The sequence below is a fragment of the Xenorhabdus lircayensis genome (assembly GCF_016306625.1).
In the GTDB taxonomy this organism is placed as follows: Bacteria; Pseudomonadota; Gammaproteobacteria; order Enterobacterales; family Enterobacteriaceae; genus Xenorhabdus; species Xenorhabdus lircayensis.
Map to the genome: position 1 here is coordinate 18,697 of NZ_JACOII010000040.1, position 24,094 is coordinate 42,790.

The 24,094-nt window shown below is 42.2% G+C and carries 18 protein-coding genes and 3 pseudogenes; 14 read left to right on the plus strand and 7 right to left on the minus strand.

Features of this window, described 5'->3' with window-relative positions:
- Nucleotides 1-22 precede the first annotated feature (22 nt).
- From H8A87_RS11795 to rpoS, 5 genes are all read left to right on the plus strand, one after another.
- Nucleotides 23-550, plus strand: a complete 528-nt coding sequence (locus tag H8A87_RS11795; RefSeq protein ID WP_198690160.1) for an AAA family ATPase — start codon at nt 23-25, stop codon at nt 548-550.
- A 297-nt stretch (nt 551-847) separates the two neighbouring features.
- A complete protein-coding gene (gene surE / locus H8A87_RS11800; protein WP_198690161.1) occupies nt 848-1,612 on the plus strand; it encodes a 5'/3'-nucleotidase SurE in 765 nt (254 codons plus the stop codon).
- Nucleotides 1,606-2,232 (plus strand): protein-L-isoaspartate(D-aspartate) O-methyltransferase, encoded by a 627-nt coding sequence (locus H8A87_RS11805; protein ID WP_198690162.1) that lies wholly within the window; start codon nt 1,606-1,608, stop codon nt 2,230-2,232. Before surE ends, H8A87_RS11805 begins: the two co-directional genes overlap by 7 nt.
- A gap of 152 nt (nt 2,233-2,384) precedes the next feature.
- A complete protein-coding gene (gene nlpD / locus H8A87_RS11810; protein WP_198690163.1) occupies nt 2,385-3,467 on the plus strand; it encodes a murein hydrolase activator NlpD in 1,083 nt (360 codons plus the stop codon).
- 53 nt (nt 3,468-3,520) lie between these two features.
- Nucleotides 3,521-4,516, plus strand: a complete 996-nt coding sequence (gene rpoS, locus H8A87_RS11815) for an RNA polymerase sigma factor RpoS (protein WP_198690164.1) — start codon at nt 3,521-3,523, stop codon at nt 4,514-4,516.
- Between the two features lie 310 nt (nt 4,517-4,826).
- Here the strand turns inward: rpoS and miaE are convergent.
- Both miaE and mutS read right to left on the minus strand, forming a co-directional pair.
- Nucleotides 4,827-5,180, minus strand: a pseudogene (gene miaE, locus H8A87_RS20490) (tRNA isopentenyl-2-thiomethyl-A-37 hydroxylase MiaE); the annotation flags it as partial.
- Entirely contained in the window at nt 5,144-7,711 is a 2,568-nt protein-coding gene (mutS, locus tag H8A87_RS11825) for a DNA mismatch repair protein MutS (protein ID WP_198690237.1), read from the minus strand. The gene mutS and the pseudogene miaE, both read right to left, overlap by 37 nt.
- Before the next feature lie 538 nt (nt 7,712-8,249).
- Between mutS and H8A87_RS11830 the strand changes: the two genes are divergently transcribed.
- Nucleotides 8,250-9,011, plus strand: coding sequence for a Fic family protein (locus H8A87_RS11830; protein WP_198690165.1), 762 nt, complete (start codon nt 8,250-8,252; stop codon nt 9,009-9,011).
- On the opposite strand, the gene H8A87_RS11835 is transcribed toward H8A87_RS11830, so the two are convergent.
- Both H8A87_RS11835 and H8A87_RS11840 read right to left on the minus strand, forming a co-directional pair.
- Complete coding sequence (locus H8A87_RS11835) at nt 9,008-9,610, minus strand: plasmid pRiA4b ORF-3 family protein (protein WP_198690166.1); 603 nt, start codon at nt 9,608-9,610, stop codon at nt 9,008-9,010. The two genes, H8A87_RS11830 and H8A87_RS11835, sit on opposite strands and share 4 nt — an antisense overlap.
- A 137-nt stretch (nt 9,611-9,747) precedes the next feature.
- Entirely contained in the window at nt 9,748-11,112 is a 1,365-nt protein-coding gene (locus tag H8A87_RS11840) for a Fic family protein (RefSeq protein WP_198690167.1), read from the minus strand.
- Between the two features lie 111 nt (nt 11,113-11,223).
- Here H8A87_RS11840 and map point away from each other — a divergent pair, with 111 nt between their 5' ends.
- The 5 genes from map to yjiA all read left to right on the plus strand — a co-directional run bounded on the left by map (nt 11,224) and on the right by yjiA (nt 17,704).
- Nucleotides 11,224-12,033 (plus strand): type I methionyl aminopeptidase, encoded by an 810-nt coding sequence (map, locus tag H8A87_RS11845; RefSeq protein WP_198690168.1) that lies wholly within the window; start codon nt 11,224-11,226, stop codon nt 12,031-12,033.
- A gap of 430 nt (nt 12,034-12,463) precedes the next feature.
- Nucleotides 12,464-13,930: a phosphoethanolamine transferase gene (locus tag H8A87_RS11850; protein WP_232370202.1), complete on the plus strand. Its 1,467-nt coding sequence runs from the start codon at nt 12,464-12,466 to the stop codon at nt 13,928-13,930.
- 270 nt (nt 13,931-14,200) lie between these two features.
- On the plus strand, nt 14,201-16,354 hold the full coding sequence (locus tag H8A87_RS11855; protein ID WP_198690170.1) for a carbon starvation CstA family protein: 2,154 nt from the start codon (nt 14,201-14,203) through the stop codon (nt 16,352-16,354).
- Nucleotides 16,355-16,452: 98 nt separating this feature from the next.
- A complete protein-coding gene (locus tag H8A87_RS11860) occupies nt 16,453-16,656 on the plus strand; it encodes a YbdD/YjiX family protein (protein WP_047962587.1) in 204 nt (67 codons plus the stop codon).
- An 85-nt stretch (nt 16,657-16,741) separates the two neighbouring features.
- On the plus strand, nt 16,742-17,704 hold the full coding sequence (gene yjiA, locus H8A87_RS11865) for a GTPase (protein ID WP_198690238.1): 963 nt from the start codon (nt 16,742-16,744) through the stop codon (nt 17,702-17,704).
- A 351-nt stretch (nt 17,705-18,055) separates the two neighbouring features.
- Here the strand turns inward: yjiA and H8A87_RS11870 are convergent.
- From H8A87_RS11870 to H8A87_RS11875, 3 genes and pseudogenes are all read right to left on the minus strand, one after another.
- Nucleotides 18,056-18,622, minus strand: a pseudogene (locus tag H8A87_RS11870) (tyrosine-type DNA invertase); the annotation flags it as partial.
- A gap of 955 nt (nt 18,623-19,577) precedes the next feature.
- Nucleotides 19,578-19,674, minus strand: a pseudogene (locus H8A87_RS20195) (serine dehydratase subunit alpha family protein); the annotation flags it as partial.
- A gap of 122 nt (nt 19,675-19,796) precedes the next feature.
- Nucleotides 19,797-21,122 (minus strand): SLC5/6 family protein, encoded by a 1,326-nt coding sequence (locus tag H8A87_RS11875; protein WP_198690172.1) that lies wholly within the window; start codon nt 21,120-21,122, stop codon nt 19,797-19,799.
- 1,250 nt (nt 21,123-22,372) lie between these two features.
- Between H8A87_RS11875 and H8A87_RS11880 the strand changes: the two genes are divergently transcribed.
- Genes H8A87_RS11880 through H8A87_RS11890 form a run of 3 tightly spaced genes read left to right on the plus strand, consistent with a single transcriptional unit; the run spans nt 22,373 to nt 24,081 of the window.
- Nucleotides 22,373-23,044 carry a CsgG/HfaB family protein gene (locus H8A87_RS11880; protein WP_198690173.1) on the plus strand — a complete coding sequence of 224 codons (672 nt, stop codon included), beginning with the start codon at nt 22,373-22,375 and terminating at the stop codon, nt 23,042-23,044.
- 21 nt (nt 23,045-23,065) lie between these two features.
- Nucleotides 23,066-23,422, plus strand: a complete 357-nt coding sequence (locus H8A87_RS11885; RefSeq protein WP_198690174.1) for a DUF4810 domain-containing protein — start codon at nt 23,066-23,068, stop codon at nt 23,420-23,422.
- The gene (locus H8A87_RS11890; protein ID WP_198690175.1) at nt 23,422-24,081 is read left to right on the plus strand and encodes a DUF799 domain-containing protein; all 660 of its coding nucleotides are present in this window, start codon (nt 23,422-23,424) and stop codon (nt 24,079-24,081) included. Before H8A87_RS11885 ends, H8A87_RS11890 begins: the two co-directional genes overlap by 1 nt.
- The last annotated feature ends 13 nt before the right edge of the window (nt 24,082-24,094 follow it).

Genomic DNA, 24,094 nt, shown 5'->3' on the forward strand with positions numbered 1-24,094 from the left:
AGCGGGGTAAAACATGAACTGTATGGATTCATCAGAAAGTACTATTGAAAGAAGTACTGCTGAAAAAGAAACGTCCGTTCTTCATATTTTGTGTGGAAAAATTGCTTCGGGAAAGTCGACTCTTTCTGCAAAACTTGCTCTACAGCCAATGACGATTGTCATTAGTGAGGATCAGTGGCTATCACGTCTTTATGCCAGTGAAATAAAAACAGTGTCAGATTATGTTCACTGTGCATCGAAACTCAGAAATGCTGTGGAGCCACATTTGATAGCGTTGTTGAAAGCGGGAATTTCCGTAGTTCTCGATTTTCCTGCTAACACAATTTCCAATCGAAAATGGATGAAAGGAATCATTGATGCTACGAAAGCAGATAATCGTCTCCATTTTCTTGAGGTGCCTGATGAGGTCTGTTTAGCACGCTTACGTTTGCGTAATCAGTCTGGAACACACGATTTTTCTACAACAGAAGAACAATTTGAATTAATCACCCGCTATTTTGTCACTCCTCAGGAAGAAGAGGGGTTTAATATTGTGTTACACAATTTATAGAGAAACTGAAAGTACAGAGAAACTGAAAGCTAAAATAGATCTTATTGATAAAAACTCATGGCGAGCCGCTTCTGCGGGAAAATGGCTTCTACGCGATATCTTGATGGTCGTTTTTTTCATTTATCCAGCCTGAACGCAAAGCACTCTACAAAACTGGTAGCGTCATGCTAAGATCAAACAATTTTCTAACAGCTTTAATATTGTCCAATCGTAGACACACCAGACAAGTGGGCAACATACAGGGTAAGCTACAGTATTAATTTATGCTTTTTTTAATAAAATCAACGAGATACTTCAATGCTGCGGATATTGCTGAGTAACGATGATGGTGTTACCGCACCGGGTATTCAAACCTTAGCGGCTACATTGCGGAAACACTATCATGTTCAGGTGGTTGCACCTGATCGTAACCGTAGCGGCGCGTCGAATTCTTTAACGTTGGATCGCCCTTTGCGTATTAATACACTGGACAATGGTGATATTGCCGTTCAGGAAGGCACACCGACGGATTGTGTCTATTTAGGCGTGAATAACTTGGTTCACCCCCGTCCTGACATTGTGGTTTCAGGGATCAACTGTGGCCCCAATCTTGGTGATGATGTGATTTATTCCGGCACGGTTGCGGCGGCGATGGAAGGGCGCCATCTGGGATTACCCGCATTGGCGGTATCGCTCAATGGTGATAAACATTATGAAACAGCCGCAGAAGTGACAGCACGCCTATTAACCTTACTGCAAAAATTCCCATTGAGAGCGGGTAATATTCTGAATATTAATGTGCCTGATATTCCTATTGAGCAAATCAAAGGGTTTCGGGTGACACGATGCGGTAGTCGCTGTGCTGCTGAAGAAGTTTATGCTCTGGAAGATCCCAAAGGTAATATGCTCTATTGGATAGGCCCTCCGGGTGCGAAAAGTGATGCCGGGCCTGAAACGGATTTTGCTGCGGTAGAGGAAGGGTTTGTTTCCATAACTCCCTTGCAGGTGGATTTGACGGCTTACAAAGCACAGGAACTGATAAACGATTGGTTGGCAAAAGTCGGGGATATTGGGGAATGTTAAGCCGGTCAATGAAAAACTTGCTGGTTCAATTGCGTCAGCAAGGCATACACAATGAGCACCTGTTGGAAATTATCGCTAGAGTACCTCGGGAATGTTTTGTTGATGAAGCCCTTGCACATAAAGCATATGAAAACACGGCACTGCCCATTGGACATGGGCAAACCATATCCCAACCTTATATTGTTGCTCGCATGACAGAGTTGCTGAATTTAACCCCGGAAGCCAATGTATTGGAAATTGGAACGGGATCTGGTTATCAGACCGCGATACTTGCCCATTTGGCCAGACACGTTTTTTCCGTGGAGCGTATTAAGGGGTTACAGTGGCAGGCTAAACGCAGATTGAAGCAGCTCGACTTACACAATATCTCAACTCGTCACGGCGATGGTTGGGGAGGATGGCCGTCAAAAGGGCCATTTGATGCCATAATTGTCACAGCAGCACCGCCAGAAATTCCACAGGCTTTACTCCATCAGCTTGCCGATGGTGGCGTTATGGTTTTGCCTGTTGGTGAGCATTCTCAGTCTCTGAAGGTAGTACATCGTTATGGGAATGACTTTCATGGCGACGTTATCGAATCTGTCCGTTTTGTACCCCTAATTCAAGGTGAGTTAGCATAATCAGCTGATTTATTTGGGTCGTAATTTTTAAATTAGCTGTCATTTTTTCTGAAATTAAGCAAAATATTTTGCTTTAAATCTTTTGTAATTCTAAATTTCTTTATAAATCATCATTCTTTGCACTTATATTTGCCTTTATGGGGGAATAAGGTATGAATTTAGGAAACCCAATGAAAAAAATAAAGTGGATAGTCACCAGTACTGTTATGGGAATTGTGCTGGTAGGTTGTAGCAATACGCCGGATCGTCCTGCACCAATAGTGAATATTGATAATAAGGAGAAAAACGGAGGAATATTCTCCAGACCGTCATCAATTTCGACTTCAATGCCATCTTCTCCTTCAACAATTTCAACGAATCGCACATCAGATAATCATGCTGTGGAAAATCGTCAGCTAGTGAATCATGCTGCTAATAGTGGCTCGCAACAAGGACGAATTGTCTATAACCGCAACTACGAAAGCATCGCCAAAGGAAGCTACAACGGAAGCACCTACACAGTTAAACGAGGTGATACTTTGTTCTACATCGCTTGGATTACAGGTAATGATTTTCGTGAGCTAACTCTCAAAAACAATATTTCAGAACCTTATAGCTTAAATATTGGCCAAGTGCTGGAAATAGGTAATGTAAACTCCAAGAATGGTGTATTACTAGCATCAAATAGCACCCAATCTAAAATTAAGCAGGTTGATTTTCAAAAAATTAATGCGTATCCTGCAAATATTGATAGACCAAGCTCAGGAAAAATGTTGCCAAGGGCAACTATTTCTGTTAGCGACGATGCCGCTTCAAAAGTATCTACAGCAACTGATACAGGTGTAAATAACACTATTAATAGTGTTGGTAACAGTATTAGTACTATTAATAGTTGGAGATGGCCTGCAGAAGGTAAAATTCTTGAAGGCTTCTCTGATTCTCAGGGGGGAAATAAAGGCATTGATATTGCGGGTAGTCGTGGCCAGCCCGTATTTGCAACAACCAGTGGGAAAGTGGTTTATGCCGGAAATGCGTTACGCGGATATGGAAATCTAATAATTATAAAGCATAACGATGACTACCTGAGCGCCTATGCTCACAACGACACTATGTTGGTGCATGAGCAGCAGGATGTCCAAGTGGGGCAAAAAATTGCCACCATAGGTAGTACCGGAACAAGTTCCGTAAGATTGCATTTTGAAATTCGCTATAAGGGAAAATCCGTAAACCCGCTGCGTTATCTTCCGCAGCGATAAACCGGGGCAGGATCTGAAATTCCTGCCTGCATTATCATGGGTAGGAGCAGCTGATGAGCCAAAGTACGCTTAAAGTTAACAAGTTGTATGATGATGCGGATTTAGACGAAAAAAGCATGGAAGCTGATGACTTTGATGAAGCGTTGCTGAAAGACGAGGATGATGTAACCAGTGTTGATGAAGATTTGGATTTGTTGCAAGGGGTAAACCAACGGGTTCTTGATGCAACACAGCTTTATCTCGGAGAGATTGGTTTCTCACCCCTGCTGACAGCAGAGGAAGAGGTCTTTTTCGCCAGACGGGCACTTCGGGGAGATATTGCCGCGCGCCAACGCATGATTGAAAGTAACTTGCGATTGGTTGTCAAAATATCCCGCCGATATAGCAATCGAGGATTAGCACTGCTGGATCTGATTGAAGAAGGTAACCTTGGGCTTATTCGTGCGGTGGAAAAATTTGACCCTGAAAGAGGTTTTCGTTTTTCTACTTATGCGACATGGTGGATCCGTCAAACAATTGAACGCGCCATTATGAACCAAACTCGCACAATTCGTCTGCCTATTCACATAGTCAAGGAACTGAATGTCTATTTACGTACTGCGAGAGAGCTGGCACACAAATTGGATCATGAACCCAGTATCGAAGAAATTGCGGAGAAACTGGATAAACCCGTTGAAGACGTGAGCCGTATGATGCGGCTTAACGAACGCATTACTTCTGTCGATACGCCAATTAGTGGTGATTCAGATAAAGCGCTATTAGATATTTTATCTGATGAAAACGACTCAGGGCCAGAAACAACCATTCAAGATGATGATATGAAACAGAGTATCGTGAAATGGCTGTTTGAACTGAACGCAAAACAGCGTGAGGTTTTGGCCCGTCGTTTCGGTTTACTTGGATACGAAGCAGAAACATTAGAGGATGTTGGGCGAGAAATAGGATTAACCAGGGAGAGAGTTCGTCAAATTCAAGTTGAGGGATTGCGTCGTCTCAGAGATATATTGCATACCCAAGGCCTGAATATCGAATCATTATTCCGTACTTAATTATTGATACCCGATAGATTTCAAATTGCAGCATGATGGAAAATAAACGAATTTTCAGAAGCAGAGATAACTGTGTGACTGGGAAGAGTGGAAGTAACACCAAAAGCAGCAATCGAAAGATAAACGGTATATTAGGTGGTAATTCAAAGGTGGGCTAAATAGGCCCACCTTTTATTTTTCTTTCTCTTATTCATTTATTCATTTATTCACTTATTTATATTTCTATTATCACTTGATCTTCCATTTATCTATTTTCGATAATCGGAATACCTCTGTGAAATTTAAAATCATGATCAGAAATTTGAATAAGTTTCGCTTCAATATAGGCACCAATAATCAGATTATCGACCAACGTATAAGGTTCATGGCTGGTAATATGTTGAAACAGGGATTTAGCATAGCGGCTAGCGCTGATACTGTCATGGCTTATCCCCCTTGCATCCATGATTTCCAATACCTGATAAAAGTGGTGTAACAACAGATGATCGCGCAGTAAAACCGGCAGCTTTTCAAGCTGCCGGGCTTTTTCTACTCACTGATCGGGAATTTCGTACTGTAAAAATTGATAAATGGGTGCTAACAGGCTGGTATCAAACTTCATTGTTAGCTCGTTTATTGCTGCACCATTCATTGTTCGACCATATCCTTCAGACGATAAATCCATTCCAGTGCTTGACGCGGTGTTAACGTATCTGGATTCAGATTTTCCAGCGCTTCAACTGCTGGAGAAGTGTCTTCTGTTAGCAGGGGCAATTGCGGTGTATCGACGTGACTTGCTGTCGCATTATTGGAGAGCGATTCCAGCTCTTTTAGTTTCTGCCGCGCGCGTTTAATCACATCACGGGGAACACCAGCCAAAGAGGCGACTGCCAGCCCATAACTTTTGCTTGCCGCCCCTTCCTGTACACTGTGCATGAAAGCAATAGTGTCGCCATGCTCAACGGCATCCAGATGAATATTGACGACACCTTCCAGTTTTTCAGGTAGCGTTGTCAGCTCGAAATAGTGAGTCGCAAACAACGTCATCGCCTTGATGCGGTTAGCCAGACTTTCGGCGCAGGCCCAAGCCAGGGACAAGCCATCATAAGTCGATGTACCGCGGCCTATTTCATCCATCAAGACTAAGCTGTATTCGGTGGCGTTATGCAGAATATTGGCTGTTTCGGTCATTTCCACCATAAACGTGGAACGCCCTGATGCCAGATCATCGGAAGCCCCTACACGGGTGAAGATGCGATCTACAGGGCCAATGATCGCTTTTTCGGCAGGAACAAAGCTCCCAATATAGGCCAGCAGTGTAATCAAGGCAGCCTGACGCATATAGGTACTTTTACCTCCCATATTCGGCCCCGTGATGATCAGCAAACGGCGTTGTGATGAGAGCGTTAATGGGTTAGAAATAAACGGCTCACTCAATACTTGCTCCACCACCGGATGGCGACCGCCAGTGATTTGAATGCCGACTTTATCTGTCAGTATCGGACAGGTGTAATTCAGCGTTTCAGCACGTTCAGCAAGATTCGCCAGAACATCTAGCTCTGCCAGCGCTTCGGCACTGATTTGCAATTCAGCCAGATGGGGCAGCAATGCATCGAACAATTCTTCATACAAAGCCTTCTCGATGGCGAGCGCTTTGCCTTTGGAAGTCAGAACCTTATCTTCATATTCCTTTAATTCAGGAATGATATAGCGTTCCGCGTTTTTCAGCGTCTGACGGCGAACATAATGGATCGGCACTAAATGGCTTTGCCCACGGCTGACCTGAATATAGTAACCATGCACTGCATTGAAACCCACTTTCAGGGTATCAAGGCCGAGCTTCTCACGTTCACGGATCTCCAGCCGATCCAGATAATCACTGGCACCATCAGCCAATGCCCGCCACTCATCCAGTTCAGCATTATAGCCAGTGGCAATCACGCCACCGTCACGTACCAAAACAGGAGGCGTTTCGACAATCGCATGTTCCAACAGTGCCTGCAATTCATCAAAATGACCGACGCGCTGCTGTAGCGCCTGAATATAAGGAAAGTCGGAAGATGCCATGATCTGATGAATATCTGGCAATTGCTGGAAAGCGTGGCGCATTTTGGCCAGATCACGGGGACGGGCAGAACGAAGAGCAAGACGGGCAAGCACACGCTCTAAATCACCGACCTGACGTAAAAACGGCTGTAATTCATAGCCGATCTCCTGTAATGCGGAAATGGCTTGCTGACGATTTTCCAGCACGTCCTTATTGCGGATGGGTGTATGCAGCCAGCGTTTTAGCATACGGCTACCCATCGGTGTCACACACTGATCGAGTACCGAAGCTAATGTATTTTCAGTGCCGCCGGACAGATTTTGCGTCAATTCGAGATTGCGGCGGGTTGCGGCATCCATAATGACCGTTTCCTGCTGACGCTCCATCGTAATGTTGCGGATATGAGGCAGGGCGGTGCGTTGGGTGTCTTTGACATATTGCAGCAAACAGCCTGCTGCACGCAGGGCGAGTGTCGCTTTTTCCACGCCGAAGCCAATCAGATCGCGGGTGCTAAATTGCAAATTCAGTTGCTGTCTTGCTGTATCCAGCTCAAATTCCCACATCGGGCGACGACGCAGGCCATGACAGCGCTCAATCAGTGCCATATGCCCAAACGTTTCAGGATAGAGCAATTCCGCGGGGCGGGTACGTTGCAATTCTGCGGCAATGGTATCTTCATCGGCCATTTCGGAAACACGGAAGCGACCGGAAGTAATATCCAGCGTAGCGTAACCAAAACCTTGATTATCATGCCAGATAGCCGCCAGAAGATTATCCTGCCGCTCTTGTAGCAAGGCTTCATCAGTCACCGTGCCGGGTGTCACAATACGCACAACTTTGCGTTCAACAGGGCCTTTACTGCTTGCCGGATCACCAATTTGTTCACAGAGCGCTGCGGATTCACCGAGCTGTACCAGTTTTGCCAAATAGTTTTCAATCGCGTGATAAGGAACGCCCGCCATAGGAATGGGCTGACCTGCCGATTGTCCGCGTTTGGTTAGAGAAATATCCAGTAACTTCGCAGCCTTTTTGGCATCGTCATAGAACAACTCATAAAAATCCCCCATCCGATAAAGCAGCAGAATATCCGGGTGCTGTGCTTTCAGGCGCAGATACTGCTGCATCATGGGAGTATGGCTATCTAGATCCTTTGCTGGCGATTCTTTCATATTGACTTGATTCAATTTTATTATTCCTGTTGACTCAGTTGGGCCATCGACGCTCAGTCAACCCATCTAAATGACAAAACCTAAATATAATCAGCTAAGGATGGAACGTTAATGAACCTCATCCCGGGCGAAAACGCTATCTTATCACTGATAATCTGTGTGATTCATCTGTGGATTCGATTAGGAAGATTTGGGGGTTAGGTTAGCAGGATTACTCGCAGGAATGTATCAGATTTTTTCACTCTTCAGCAGGATTGCGAATCGGCTCGATTTAACCCATTCATATGAAGTTATGCTTTTAAACTCAATTTATTGGTATTTGATATTGGCTATCATCAGCGCTCACCTAAAAATAACTAAATTTCAGCAAAATACAACGAATGAATACATCTTTATTTTCCAATATAATCGCTTGCGTTTGGGTCTATCCCTATTATCAGTAAGTATATCGAGCCTTTGGCGATGGGTTTAATGCTCGGCGCAGGGCGTACATTTAGAACGAATCTGCTCGTGAAGTTTTAAATCAAACTAGTTTGAGATGTTGATTGCCAGACCTTCCCGAAGGCGTGAGGAAGAGATAGTCCAGCGAACTGCCGCACTGGCTGCACATCGGCTGTTAATGACAGGGCTAGTTGGTCTGCCGGGGCAATTACGTCAGGGAGATGTAGGAATTTATCGAGAAAACCAGCTAATCCATATGGCTCCACCAGCTAATCAAGTTTCTCGATTAGTGGATGACTTGCTGACATGGTTGAAACAAACGGATATTCATCCATTGATTGCCAGCTCAATCTTCCATTATGAATTTGTATTTATTCATCCATTTGCTGACGGCAATGGTCGCATGGGGCGTTTGTGGCAAATATTGATTTTGAGTAAATGGCGCCCTGAACTGGCGTGGTTGCCAGTAGAAACAGTAATTCACCATCAACAACAGGCGTATTATCAAGTCTTCAGAGAATGTGATCGTACTGGCGACTGCACGCTATTTATCGACTTTATGCTGGAAAAACTATCCGAAGCGCTTAGAGAATGTCTTGATACTCAAAAACAGAACTCTGTCGCGATGTCGGTACAAATGTCGGTAGAAAATTTACGTCGACTCAGTGCCACTTCGCAAAAAATCTTATCTGTTATTGTTGCTCGTCCTGTAATCACCATAACTCAATTGGCTGATGAATTGAGCGTAAGCCGTCGCACAATAGAGCGTAATATCAAAATGTTACATGATGCAGAGCGTTTGATACGCATTGGTGCCAAGAAAGGGGGGCTATTGGCGGATTGGATAGCCTCTCATTAGAATAGCGATAAATAACGATCTCTTGACCAACGATAATATGAAGCCAGCAAATTATTCACTTCTTCCACATTGAATTTTTCAGGGGAAAAAGTGTTGTCGGGGGAAATTTCAGATTCGCCATTAACCCATTTAAACATTTGCTGATAATCTTCATGTGTTGGATCCTTTAGGATCTGAAGCAGATCCATATAGCCATATATGCCACCGCAATCTTCTGGTGGACAGGCTCGTTGACCTTCAAGACAGAAAATAGGCATAGGGAGTTCTTCGGGAGAATAGTTACTGTTTTCAAGTATGACTTCATGTTCCCAACTGTCACCAAAATCATAAAGGTAATTGAATTTACCGCCTTTTCTTTTGATTAACGAATCGAGCTTAACTTTGCCTTCTTCTTGACCGTCTTCGGGCTCTTCTGGCATTTCAGTGAATCGTTTGGCACTAAAGGCAAATACATGTAAGTGGCTGTCATCCCAACCCATTACGACTTGTATCACATCGTGCAGTCGATCCAATGAAATATTGGATGGAACCACAAAACGACGCCATATGCTTGGATTAGTCTCTATAAGTGTAATTTTCAACAGATAGAACTTTTCCATTTATCACCCTTCTGAGTTGATGAATTGACCGGATAATCAGAATAATATTTATGTATTTCGTTTACGTATTTTCAATCACAGTATGGTGTGATCCTGGTTATAATACGAACTATTTTTATGTGCATAAAACTATTCCGTTACCATCCACTTGATTTTACATATATTTTTTCTTTCCATTTAGATATTTGTGACAAACTTTTAGGCGCGACATAAACGATTTCTTTACCATCTTTATGTGTTTGCAATAAACCTAATTTTTCTAGTCGCTTGAGATCATTACGCGCTGTATTGTCTGAAACGCCCATTCTGCTGCGAATTTCTGCAACAGTGAAAATATTTCCCGGTCTGGCAAAAGCAATATTCAGCAATGCGCGCTGTCTGGCATTCAATTCCGAAATAATGTTTGATTCGTAAAGGAATGATTCCATTTCAGCCTGAGTTTTTATAATAATTTTTATGTAACTAAGGTATTCTTCAACAGCTCGCCCAACAATCTGGCACTGATAATCAACAAAATAAGTGAGATCAAATTGATCAGTTTCTGTATAGCAATATGCTTTTGCATAAGCCGTTGAGGAGTTTTTCAGTAGTTTACTGATGGAGATATATTTAAATGCAGTATAACCACAGCGTAGCATGTACCAGTAAAATAGCGCCCTTGCTGTCCTGCCATTTCCATCATTAAAAGGGTGAATAAAACCCATCATAAAATGCAGCACAATGGCCTTTATTAATGGGTGCAAATAATCAACGCCAGACTGACGTTCATGAAGTGTATTTGCCCAAAGACAGAGTTCGTCGATTCTCTGTTCTATTTCTTTGTAGGAAGGTGGTGTATGTATAATTTCACCATCGACTCCTGAGACAACAACGTCATTGGATGTGCGAAACTGTGCAGGTTTATATTTATCGTCGTTAATTCCCTCAACGGCAACAGCATGAAGTTCTTTGATAAAAGCGGGGGTGAGTTCATTGTTGCAGTGCTCTGTAACATAAGCCATCATCCGATGATTACCCATAATCATCCGCTCACTTTCGTCTCTGGGAGGACGTTGGATCTTGAGCATTTCTAAAGCAACTTGGCTGGTTGTAGCGGCACCTTCCAATTGGCTTGATGAAATTGATTCCTCAGCAATTAATTCATCGAATAAATACTGCGAGGCATTGAGTGGCTCCAACAGTTCAGCTTGTCCGGCTGATGAAGTCAATCGGTCTATCGTAGAACAAGTTTGTTTAATTATTGATGTGGTGAAAAGTTTGGCCGGTTGATCTGTGTTATCACCTGTCAGCGACAGTTGTTGGATATTTTTATTGCGCAAAAAACGGACTATTGACCAGTAAGCAATGGGTTCTGTTCCGGCAGGTAATCGATGACGTAACTTATCCCAAGGAAGATAGCGACCTTCATCGTCAATGGCTTTTGTGATGGAGATATTGGCAAAAAAGGTAGATGGTGCCATTTCTGCGATATTTATGAGAGTGGGGGGACGCTTAATTTTCATCTTTCACCGCAAAATTAGAGAAATTTGAGGTAAATGTTGGCTTGAGTTGTTCACTAATGCAAGTGCATTATTAAAAAGGAACCTACATAGCTTGAATTAAGAGAAAAACACATGACAAGAAGCAACGGAATACTGATAAAAGATGCAGACGAAATAAAGAAAATGGAAATAGCGGGGCGCTTGACGGGGCAGGTACTTGAAGCGGTTCGTTCGATTATTGTGCCGGGTATAACGACCCTTGAAATTGATGCATTTTGCCATGATTACATTATCAATACCCTTGATGCAATACCGGGTAGTCTGGGGCAATATGGCTTTCCCTATACGGTCAATACTTCAGTGAATCACGTTGTTTGTCATGGCTGGCCTTCTGAAAAGAAACTGAAAAATGGGGATATTGTTAACGTCGATGTGACCGTCAAAAAAGAGGAATATTATGGCGATAGCAGTATTACATTTTGTGTCGGTGACGTGCCATCCCATGCCAAACGTTTGGTTGATGTGACTCAGGAATGCTTATATAAGGCGATTAAGCTTGTTAAGCCGGGGATTACGTTGGGAGATATCGGTTATACGATACAGCAGCATGCTGAAGCGAATAATTACACCGTGGTGCGCGAATATTGTGGGCATGGCATTGGTCGCACTATGCACGAGGAGCCACAAGTCCTGCATTATGGTAAGGCGGGTGAAGGTATAACATTGGAAGAGGGCATGACTTTCACGATTGAGCCTATGATTAACCAAGGTAAAAAGGACGTTAAGCTACATAAAGATGGCTGGACAGTAACGACCAAAGATCGTCGTCTATCGGCTCAGTTTGAGCATACGATCTTGGTTACCCGTGATGGTTTTAAAGTGTTGACTCTGCGGAATGAAGAACGCGAGGCTTTTGAACGTTATCTGTCAATGACTCAATAACCCGTATTCTATTGCATGATAGTTAACCCAATGCTGTGTTACACAGTGTTGGGGTAAATAGTATTGGGTTAACTAGTATTGGGTTACCTTTTGTCGTTAAGATAAAATTGCCTTTGTGAAATCAGTTGGGTTATTGATTAGTGACTTCGGAGAAACTTACGATCATCCTCACATTCGGTTAAAATCTATCTATGCTGGAAATTGGGTCAATATTCATTGTTTGGATTTTATTCAAAATACGGTTCTATAACATTATAGGGTGACTATGTCTTTTATTTATAAAAATAAGAATTTCCCTTGTTTTATCGCTCTTTTTTTTCTTATTTTTCTGACGCATAAATGCTTAGGTTATCAATTAAAGCTGATATATGTCTTCAGTGCCTTTGCATTATTTTTATTTGTAGCTGCTGTCAGTAAACGAATATATATCTTGTTGATTGCCTTCTTTTCCCTTGTGGGAATGGCTTACACCCCAATCGGCCTCAATTATGGTTATCCAGATGTCAACGCAGTGGGATCATTAATCTATACAAATCAAAATGAAACACTGGAATATATCAGTGGGCTTCCGGTTTTAACTTACTTAACCGCCATAGCCATTTTTGTTCTGATGATGTTTGCATTTAAATTAAATGTCACCGTATCAAGTAAAGGCAAAAAATGGTTATTCGCCTTATTCTTCATTTCTACTTTCTGGTCGCCAGCCAAAGGGTATATTAAATCGGGTTTTGAAGATAGCTCAGAACTTTTGAATACCAGTTTGCCTGAAGTCCGCTTCTTCAATGATGCTTATCAGAGCTACATGAAAGTGATGTCCGAAAATAGCCGGTTCGCCAAGATTATCAAATATCAGGATGACTGGCAGCCAGTTATCAAAGAAGAACAATACGACACATACATTATGGTAATTGGTGAAAGTGTCCGAAAAGATTTTCTGAATGCTTATGGTTTCCCGGATAAAAATACCCCTTGGTTGGACAAAGCAAATGCAACAGTATTAACCAACTATATTTCTGCGGCACCATCAACACAGCTATCGCTGACGAACTCTCTGGCTATCCATGAGGCAAATGAAATTCAATTGAATAACAGCATCGTTTCATTAGCGAAAAAGGCAGGATTTGAAACTTATTGGCTTTCTAATCAAGGTATGAAAGGAGGGTTTGATTCTCCAGTGGCACTGATCGGACAGCAAGCCAAGCATCATACTTTTTTGAAGGAAGGTGGCTCAGATGATCGCAGTTATATGCCAGATGAAAATTTATTGCCTTATATTCGCAAGGCGTTGGTGAAGGAGAAACAGAAGAAATTGGTTGTTATTCACTTAATGGGATCGCATCCACAGCCTTGTGCCAGAACCAATGAGCAGTACAGCGCCTATTTTCATTCCAAAAATATCTCATGTTATGCCCAGAGTATCCATAATACGGATAGCCTGCTGGCTGAAATTGCAAATATGGCCAATCAAAACCAATTGCATTGGACGATGCTCTATTTTGCGGATCATGGATTGTCATTTGTGAATAAAAACATGGATAACGAAAATCTGACCCATAACGACAGTCATAAACAGAACTATCAAGTTCCCTTTATCATCACCGGTTACGATTATTCTACCAAAAACATTTCCATCGGAAGCACTTCCATCGAAAGCACTTCTACCCAAAATGCGGCTCAAAATCAGGCTGGCAAAAATAAAATCAATGCTCAACGCAGCGGTTTGCACCTTTTATCCATGTTATCTACATGGTTGGGAGTTGAGGAGCCCCGCTTGGTATCTGAATGTGATTGGTTTTCCAACCAAGAATGCCAGAACCAACATACTGTGATTTCATTTAGTGGCGAATATAAGGATTTTAATCACTTGGGGGAAGATGCCATTAATTTCGGTTTGTGAACAGTGAATTATCTCACAAAATTTAACTCATGCTCGCTATGTGAGAACCACTGATTGGGGGATTCTGACCGCTTAATGTGGTATTCAACCGCTGGCTCAGATCCTTCCAATATTACAAGGGGAAGTTTTATATCATAGTGCAGTGTGGCGAGGAGTATATACCGTTCATGGGTATTGCTTCCTTCCGGCTATCAGAGAGTCGGTTTATGGAAAAGGAAGCCAAAAATTAAATAGTGACTTGCTGTTCGTCTTACCTTGAAAGGAAGTTTTATGAACAATAATAAATTGTTAAAACATATCCCCTGGATGATATTGGGGATAATTGGCGCCTTTTGCCTTGGGGTTGTTGCGCTGCGTCGGGGAGAACACGTTAGTGCCTTATGGATCATTGTCGCTTCCGTAGCGGTTTATCTGGTTGCTTATCGGTATTACAGCCTTTATATCGCGGCCAAGGTGATGAAGCTGGATGCCACGCGGGCAACGCCTGCGGTCGTCAATAATGATGGATTGAACTATGTTCCTACCAACAAAAATGTTTTGTTTGGTCATCACTTTGCGGCTATTGCCGGAGCGGGGCCATTGGTAGGGCCAGTATTGGCAGCACAAGTGGGGTATTTGCCGGGAACATTGTGGTTATTGGCTGGGGTAGTACTCGCCGGGGCGGTACAGGACTTTATGGTGCTGTTTATCTCCTCCCGCCGCAATGGGGCATCACTGGGTGAGATCGTCAAAGAAGAAATGGGACGAGTGCCGGGTACAATAGCTCTGTTTGGCTGTTTCTTAATCATGATTATCATCCTGGCAGTACTGGCCTTGATTGTCGTGAAAGCACTGGCAGAAAGTCCGTGGGGCGTATTTACGGTTTGCTCGACTGTGCCAATTGCGCTTTTCATGGGGATTTACATGCGATATATCCGTCCGGGGCGTGTTGGTGAAGTCTCTGTGATGGGTGTTCTCATGCTGATTGCTGCCATTTGGTTTGGTGGTATTGTTGCGGCAGACCCTTACTGGGGGCCGGCGCTGACTTTCAAAGATACCACCATCACTTATGCGCTGATTGGTTATGCGTTTGTTTCTGCACTGTTGCCAGTTTGGCTGATTTTGGCGCCGCGTGACTATCTGGCGACTTTCCTGAAAATTGGGGTGATTGTTGGTCTTGCGATTGGGATCGTTATCCTGAATCCTGAGCTGAAAATGCCAGCCGTAACACAATACATTGATGGTACAGGGCCAGTTTGGAAAGGAACACTGTTCCCATTCCTGTTCATTACTATCGCCTGTGGTGCGGTATCTGGTTTCCATGCGCTGATCGCTTCGGGGACTACGCCTAAATTGCTGGCAAATGAAAAAGATGCACGCTTCATTGGTTATGGTGCGATGTTGATGGAATCATTTGTGGCGATCATGGCCTTGGTTGCTGCATCCATCATTGAGCCGGGCCTGTACTTTGCCATGAATACACCTCCCGCAGCGTTGGGCATTACCATGCCTGATTTGCATAACTTGGGCACGGCAGATGCACCAATAATCATGGACTCCTTGAAGGAAGTGACAACTCACGCGGCAGCGACCGTAAGCTCTTGGGGCTTTGTCATTTCGCCAGATCAAATTTTGCAAACGGCAAAAGACATTGGTGAGCCATCCATCCTGAACCGTGCAGGAGGAGCGCCAACCTTGGCGGTTGGTATTGCACACGTATTCCACCAGATCATGCCTGCGGCGAATATGGGTTTCTGGTATCACTTCGGTATTCTGTTTGAAGCACTGTTTATTCTGACGGCGCTGGATGCAGGTACACGTTCTGGCCGTTTCATGTTACAAGATCTCTTGGGCAACTTTGTTCCATTCCTGAAAAAGACTGATTCCCTGATTGCCGGTATTGTCGGTACAGCGGGTTGTGTGGGGTTATGGGGTTATCTGTTGTATCAAGGCGTGGTGGATCCATTGGGCGGTGTTAAGAGCTTGTGGCCGTTGTTTGGTATCTCTAACCAGATGCTGGCAGCCGTTGCGCTGGTACTGGGTACTGTCGTGCTGATCAAGATGAAACGTACCAAATATATTTGGGTAACGGTTATTCCTGCGGTTTGGTTGCTGATTTGTACGACATGGGCGCTGGGGCTGAAATTATTCAGCGATGACCCACGTCTTGAAGGTTTCTTCTTCCTCGCGAAAGAGTATAAGCAGCGGATTGCTGAAGGTGGTGCAGAATTGACTGCCCAGCAAATCAGTAACATGAATCACATTGTTGTGAACAACTATACCAATGCGGGTTTAAGTATTTTGTTCCTCGTGGTGGTGTATAGCATCATTATCTATGGCATCAAAACTGCGACAAAAGCGAGCAAAAATCCAGAGCGTACCGATAACGAAACGCCTTATGTACCGGTTCCAGAAGGTGGGGTAAAAGTTTCCTCTACGCACTGATGAGAGACTTAGGTTGATACAAGTCATTCTGCATCAGTAATAGCTATCCCCACATAATCGGTTTTGTATTATGTGGGGTATTTTTTTGGAGAATAATTATGTTTGGCAATCTTGGCCGGGCGGGCAAATATTTGGGGCAGGCTGCCCGCATGTTGGTGGGCGTTCCTGACTATGACACATATGTACAGCACATGAAGGAAAATCATCCGGATAAACCTTACATGACCTATGAGGAGTTTTTCCGTGAACGCCAGAATGCCCGCTATGGTGGCGATGGCAAAGGCGGCATGCGCTGTTGTTAGTAAAAAGCATAATGTTGTGAATGGAAAGAAAAAACGACGAGTCAGTGGACATTATTTAGCAGTAATTAGCCAGCGGGAAACGAAAATGCAACCAATATCAGTCACGATCCTGACAGGTTTTTTGGGATCAGGCAAAACGACGCTGCTGCGTCATATCCTCAATGCCAATCATGGTTATAAAATCGCCGTTATCGAAAACGAATTGGGTGAAGTCCCGATTGATAATGAGTTGATTGGCGATCGTGCCACTCAGATTAAGACATTAAGCAACGGATGTATCTGTTGTAGCCGTTCGAGTGAACTGGAAGCAACTCTGCTGGATTTATTGGACAGCATGGATAAAGGACAGATCTATTTTGACCGCTTGATTATTGAGTGTACTGGCATGGCTGATCCCGGCCCGATTACGCAGACTTTTTTTTCCCATGACGTCCTGTGCCAGCGTTTTTTGCTGGATGGTATTATTACGCTGGTGGATGCAGCCCATGCAGATCAACAGTTGGATCGCTTCTCCATTGCACAGGCGCAGGTGGGGTATGCGGATAGGATTCTCCTGACGAAAACCGATATTGCTCCAACTTATGATGCCTTAATTGAACGTTTGCAGCGAATCAATGCCAGGGCCCCTGTCCATAAAGTCATTCAAGGCGAAGCAGATTTAAGCGCGCTGTTCGATATTGAAGGTTTTATGTTGAATGACAAACTGGCGGTTTCGGCACCCGTGTTCCGGTTTGCGCCAAAGCAACAAAACGCCATCCAGTCGATTGTCGTTAACTTTTCGCATTCGGTTGAACTTTCGGGAATTTCTAACTTAATGGAAGAGTTGTTACTGAGTTTCGCGGACAATCTGCTGCGTTACAAAGGCATTCTTGCCATTAAAGATGAGCCGCGCCGATTACTGTTTCAGGGAGTACAGCGTCTATATAGTGCAGATTGGGACAGAGAATGGCGTGATGATGAGGCACGTGAAAGTGTACTGGTTTTTATTGGTATGGATCTGCCAGAACAGAAAATCCGCGAAAAATTTGCAGAATTGTTTATCGAATAATTGTCTATCAAATAAAGGATTATGGTATTTAAATCGGTTGTTTTTTATTCCTTATTGAGCAGTGAAATAGTCTGGATAAATTCGCTGCTCGTGTTTAAATGGAAACTTATTTTATATATTTTACCTTTTAGGCCTAATTTTATATAAAAATTGAATCAATATATTAACAAATAAAAAACAATAAAAATATAACCTATTCATAAACTGAATTTATCATATGTATATAATAATAACTTATTTAGGTTATGGCAGAATTGTTTTTTATCCATCGGCAATCTCCACAAATCAGTCAGTGGAGATTGTTGCAATAAAGGATCATGTTAGTGAAAACAGCAAAGAAAAATAAAACGTTTATTTAGATGGAGTTTCCCAAATGCTGGAAAAACGTTTCACATTACTGGCGGTGTAAATCACGGTGTGTGAAATGTTACGATGCCCAAGGTAATCCTGAATCAGACGTGTATCACGGCCAAGATCGGCTAATGCATAGCCGCAGGCATGCCTTAACATATGGGGATGTGGAGAAACACTGACTGATGCTTGCTTCCCATAACGTTTCAATAACCCATAAACTTGCTGCCGTGAAACTGCCCCAGATTTTTGGGAGAGAAATACCCACGGTGAATCGGCTTCCCGCCATTTCTGGCGAATATTGAGCCATTTCTTCAATGCTTCAATTTCCTCAGGAATCAAAGGATGTGTGGTTGAAAGCCCGCCTTTTAACCGCCTGATATGAATAATTGCTGAATTTAGATCGAGATCAGATAAACATAAATTACACAACTCACTTACCCTAAACCCGTGAATAAAACACATCAATAGCATGCAGTAATCCCGTTCTGCGTGACGTCCTTGTTTTGTTTCTGCCAAAATTGCGTCTATTTCGTATCGGGTTAAAAATTTACGTTGCTTCATGAAATTATCATTCCTATGACATCAAATAGATTAATTGTGAATAGCAAGGTATTTAAGCCAATCGAATACAACAAGCCATCAGTGTTTTTTGGACATGATTGGCAAAATACCAGATTAATTTAATTGGAATACTGCAAATAAAAAAAATTTGCTGCTTCTGTTCGTCTTATTTTTAATAAAAATATTAATTGAAATCGTATAAATACGTGTTATGTAATCCTGATGTACAGAATGGGACAATTATAAATAGAATTCCATACAAAAAAGCGACTCTATTGGATTTTACAACTAATCATTTATCTTGATTTTGTTTTTAGTTTTTTATTCTTATAAAGTTCTCTTTGAGTGTATTGATTTTGTATTTTTACTGCATTTAGCGGAAAAAGTAAATGATTTATCTAAGTTGTTTATATAATGCATCATTTTTGATTAAAATTTACACTTCTGATGCGATACTTGGTGTAATATTTCGTATTGTTTTTTAATATTGAATTTTTATTCTGTTTTATTGATGAAAATTGATAATCAAAGAGAGGATTTTGGGTAATTAAGGGAAGACATTTAGAGTTAAGGTAAAGTGGAGTGTAGATATCAAGTGAAATTGATATCATAAGTTATTATTTCTTATGTGTATTATTGTGTTTAAGATTTAAGAAGGTAATTATTTTTTATTCGGTTTATAAAATTTAATTAAATAGATATTCTCTATGATTAATTAAATATAGTTTCATCATTGTAATGATTATTTACTGAATGAAGTATCAGGAAATATAACTTGATTGAGGCCAAAAAACCTGCAAAAAGAAAGTTTTTTGACCTTATCAAATTATTCAGGCAAAACTTGCCTTGTGAGCCATAATTTCGATGATTTGTATATCAGTTTGTTGCATCGTGTGACGGGCAAGTGAACATAGATTTGCGATGGGCTGGCCTATGTCATTGGAAATAATGCCGTCACTGCCATGACAACGACAGGCATGGTCGCCGCAATCCCTTGATTACCTGAACCTGAGTTACTATGACCAGCAAACAGCCCCTCCCATACGGGCATCATTCAACCGTGCGTGTTGTTTCTGACTCATATAAGCAAACCTTAATGACAAAACTGATCGTAATCGGCCATCTCACACATTAACTTTTTCACACGTTAACCTTTTCACATATGGACTTTCCCCTATCAGGAAAAGGCCAGAAAAGGGGAAACACATAATAAGATCCCGGTAAAGATGATCAAGATAAGCGATGCCCCTTTGTGGTGGTGCAGGCTGGGGATTTTGTAGACCAGATAAGAGGGGATTAGGCAGCCAACGATGCCAAATATTGGGCTACAGATGGAAGTGAAGCTCAATACAGGTGCATTCAGGATAATGGCGCTCCATGCCAACAAAATGGCAAAAACCATGATGCCTTTTTGAACCCATTTTTCGTTGATCTTTTCGACAGGCATTAGGCGACTAAGTACATTCATGGCAATTCCCTGACTAGCTTCGCGGAATCCGAGATAAACACCAAAGAAAGCGGTCATCACTGCAAAGATATTGAGCATGACACTGACGACAATGACCCAGCCACCGGGAAAGAACTGCGCAGCAATTGCCAGTGCAGAAATATTTTGTTCATAGGCTTTGGCGGCTTCATTGTGTCCCATTGCTAGTGTAAAAGAGATGGCATAGAAAAATACCGTACAAAACAAGACACCAAAGGCTATATTCATGGCTCTCAATGCCTTGTGGCGGGCAACTTCACGGTTTTGCTCACGGCTGCGGTAAGAAATCACCATCGGACTTAGTGTTTGGATAAATAGGATAGAGGTGAGCGTAAAAGGTAACGTGATGATAGATTTTTTGATTAACAGACCGAGGGGAGGCAATGCCCCGATATTGTACAGATGCCACATACCAATCATGGAAATCCCCAATGCCGCGACAACAAACAATTTTGTCATCACCATCAGGCTGGATACCTTAAACAGCAATTGCTCACCACGGGAGGAGATGGCGACCAGAATACAGATTAACACCAGCCCATAAAGTGGATTTTTTGACATTAATTCATCGGTGACGCCAAACGTTTGCAGGTAAGAAGCACTATCATTAGTTATGGCAGTGGAATAAACAAACATCCAGATCACCAGCATAATAAAGTAGAGTGTCCCCAATAAAATGCCCCAATTTTTACCGAGATATCCACTGATTACACTAGGATAGTCTTTGCATTCTGGTGATTCTGCGAGAGTGTTGATGAAGAGCCGCTGAAAAAGATACATGGCGGGATAGCCAATAATGGAAGAGAGTAGAAAAACCCACAATCCCATCAATCCGACCTGAACAGGCAGGAAAACAATTCCCGCTCCGATTGCCATGCCAATACTCATGATGACCCAACCCGTATCAGCTTGATCGAATTTTATCGCCTTTTTCCATTCAGCTTCCGCCATATTGGCGCGTTTAGCCGCCAAAGATAAGTGGGGCGTGACATCATGGTTTTTTGTTGCTGTTTTCATAATAGATCTCGTTTACATCTTTGGTGTTGTAATAGGTATTGAACAGATACAGGGAAAAACGCATCATGTAAGCACTTAGTAACTACTCTTTTAGTAAGAGAATTATCGTGTGCTGATCGTAAATGATTTCAAGGAGAAAAAATTTCCCTAAACATTCCATCTGATACGACTTTTGAGAGAACAACGTCTTCATAAAGAAGAAATCGCTATTTATTGTTTTCAATGAGAAATCGCAAAGGGAAACTGTGCAAAAAAGAAAGTTGAAGTAATTGTATCATGCTGATAAATAACATTATTTTTTCTTAATGCGTAGGTATTATGAGTGTTTGTGATATTAACAATTGAAACAACTAGAGAGAAAAGTTGTGTGCTTTATCACGCTTGTATCTGTTCAAAACACCTTGTCAGTATTAAATCCTTTTTATTGTTAATATTATGATGTAGTTCAGCATGTTAATCTAGAATTTTTTATGAGTGGAAAATTGCGCAATGCATAGGTTTCATCTCACGTATAGATTGGAAATGGGGCACATGCTATCAATAAGCTCCCTATTTCTATGGTTTTTGTTGTTGGCAGAGGTTTTTAATGCCTTAGAGTAGGTATCTGTATTTTTAAGATAATGGGATTGAAAGTTTATTTATCTATGAGATGCCTATTTTTATCGATTATTTTTAATGTAATATGTTTTTTTAATGCTAAAAACCGATAAAGCAATACGATCCATAAAGTAGAATTATTAACGATTAATTGCTGTATCGTTATGAATCTGTAATGGATATAGATTGTGACTTGTGTAATATTTCCTTGCCAGATTGGGAATTATCTTATAATCCAGTAGTGATTATAAAAGATCATTTTGGTTAATGTGGCTAATGAAATGTGTTTTTATTTTTTATTGTCATAGACTCTATCTTTAGTGAAATTTATTCATCCATCCGATAATCCCTCAATGAATAACTGGAATTAATAGCGAATAATTAATCCGTTTCTGAACCTTTATCTCTCTGATCTTATGGGAGATGAAGGCAAATAATTCATTCACTAATTGAATGAATGCAGGTGGTCATTTTTCAATTAAATAGACTTTTACTATAACAATATTTATTATTCTGTAGTCTTATGTTATCGGTATCCGCCTGTATGCCCTTTATCTTTCAAGTTACTGCTTTGCTGGCAGCAACTTGAAATCTATTGGGTAGATAAGAAATCGGATAGGTTTATTTGATCATTCATTCAGGAAAACATAATAATGAAAAGCAAATTTACGTTAGCCTCGCTTTGCCTGGCTTCCCTCGTGTTGGCTGGGTGTGCGACAGAATCTTCGTCAACACTTCCAGTACAAAAAGTCTCTTCTTATAACACCACCTATGCCGGAATTCTCAGTCCAATCGCCGTGGGTAAATTCGAAAACCGTTCAAGCTACCAGAATGGCATTTTCTCTGACGGCATTGACCGTTTAGGAAACCAATCAAAAACGATCCTCGTGACTCACTTACAACAAACTGGTCGTTTTAACGTATTGGAACGTACTAATCTGGCTGAATTGAAAGCAGAAGCGGGTTTACAGGGCAAGGCCCAGAAACTAAAAGGGGCTAATTACGTTATTACGGGTTCCGTGACCGAATTTGGTCGCAAAGAAGTGGGCGATCATCAATTATGGGGCATTTTAGGACGCGGTAAATCACAGGTTGCTTATGCAAAAGTGATGTTGAACGTCGTGAATGTTGAAACTTCCGAAGTCGTTTTCTCATCCGCAGGTGCAGGGGAATATAAACTGTCTAGCCGTGAGATCATTGGGTTTGGTGGTACTTCCAGCTATGACTCTACCCTGAATGGTAAGGTATTGGATCTGGCGATCCGTGAAGCGATCAATGATCTGGTAGCTGGCATTGAAAATGGTGCATGGAAACCAACGAACTAATTATATAGGGAAGCACGTTGCATGTTTTTGATGAAAAAGACGGGGATGTTGTTGGGGGTATTATTATTGGTGGGATGTGCAAAAGCACCTAAAACCATGTATGTATGGAATGATTATCAACCAACCCTTTATCAGTATTACCAGCAGGATAAAACGGGGCCACAGGAACAGCTTCAGGCATTGCAAAAAGTTATCGAACAAGCCAAGGCCAAAGATAAATCTGTTCCACCTGGATTACATGCGCAAATGGGATTGCTTTACAGCAAAACCGGCAATATTGAGGACGCTTTCCAGCAGTTTGAAATAGAGAAAAGACTATTTCCTGAGTCAGCACTTTATATGGATTTTCTGTTAAGCAAGAATAAGGGAGCGAAATAATGAACCGCTTTTTGGGGGTGATCAGTGCCTTATTATTGCTGGTACTGACAGGATGTGTCAAACATAAACCGTATGACTATTCGGCGCTAAGGGAAAGTAAACCTAAATCTATTTTGGTTCTACCCGCCGTGAATAAATCAGTGGAAGTACAGGCTTCTGGCAGTTTGCTGTCTCAGGTGGCCTATCCGCTGGCGGAATCCGGTTATTATGTCTATCCCGTAGCGGTAGTTGAAGAGACATTCCGCCAAAATGGGATGACTGAAGCGCAGGATATCCACAATATCAGCTACAAAAAATTGTATGACATTTTTGGTGCAGATTCCGCTCTCTATCTGAACATCACGCAGTACGGTACGCAATACCAAATCATAAACAGTGAGACTCGCGTCAGTGCAACAGCTCGTCTGGTGGATTTGCGCACGGGTAAACAACTCTGGAATGGTATGGCGACGGCGTCTTCCACAGAAAATAACAATCATTCCAGCGGTGGTTTGGTGGGCATGCTGGTATCGGCTGCCATCTCCCAGATCGCGAATACCGTTATGGACAGAGGCCATGACATTGCCGGCATTACGAGTAATCGTCTGTTAAGTGCAGGTGGATATGGCCGCTTGCTGTATGGGCCGCGTTCGGAGTTCTACGGTAAAGAAAAGTTATAATTTTTGATTGAAG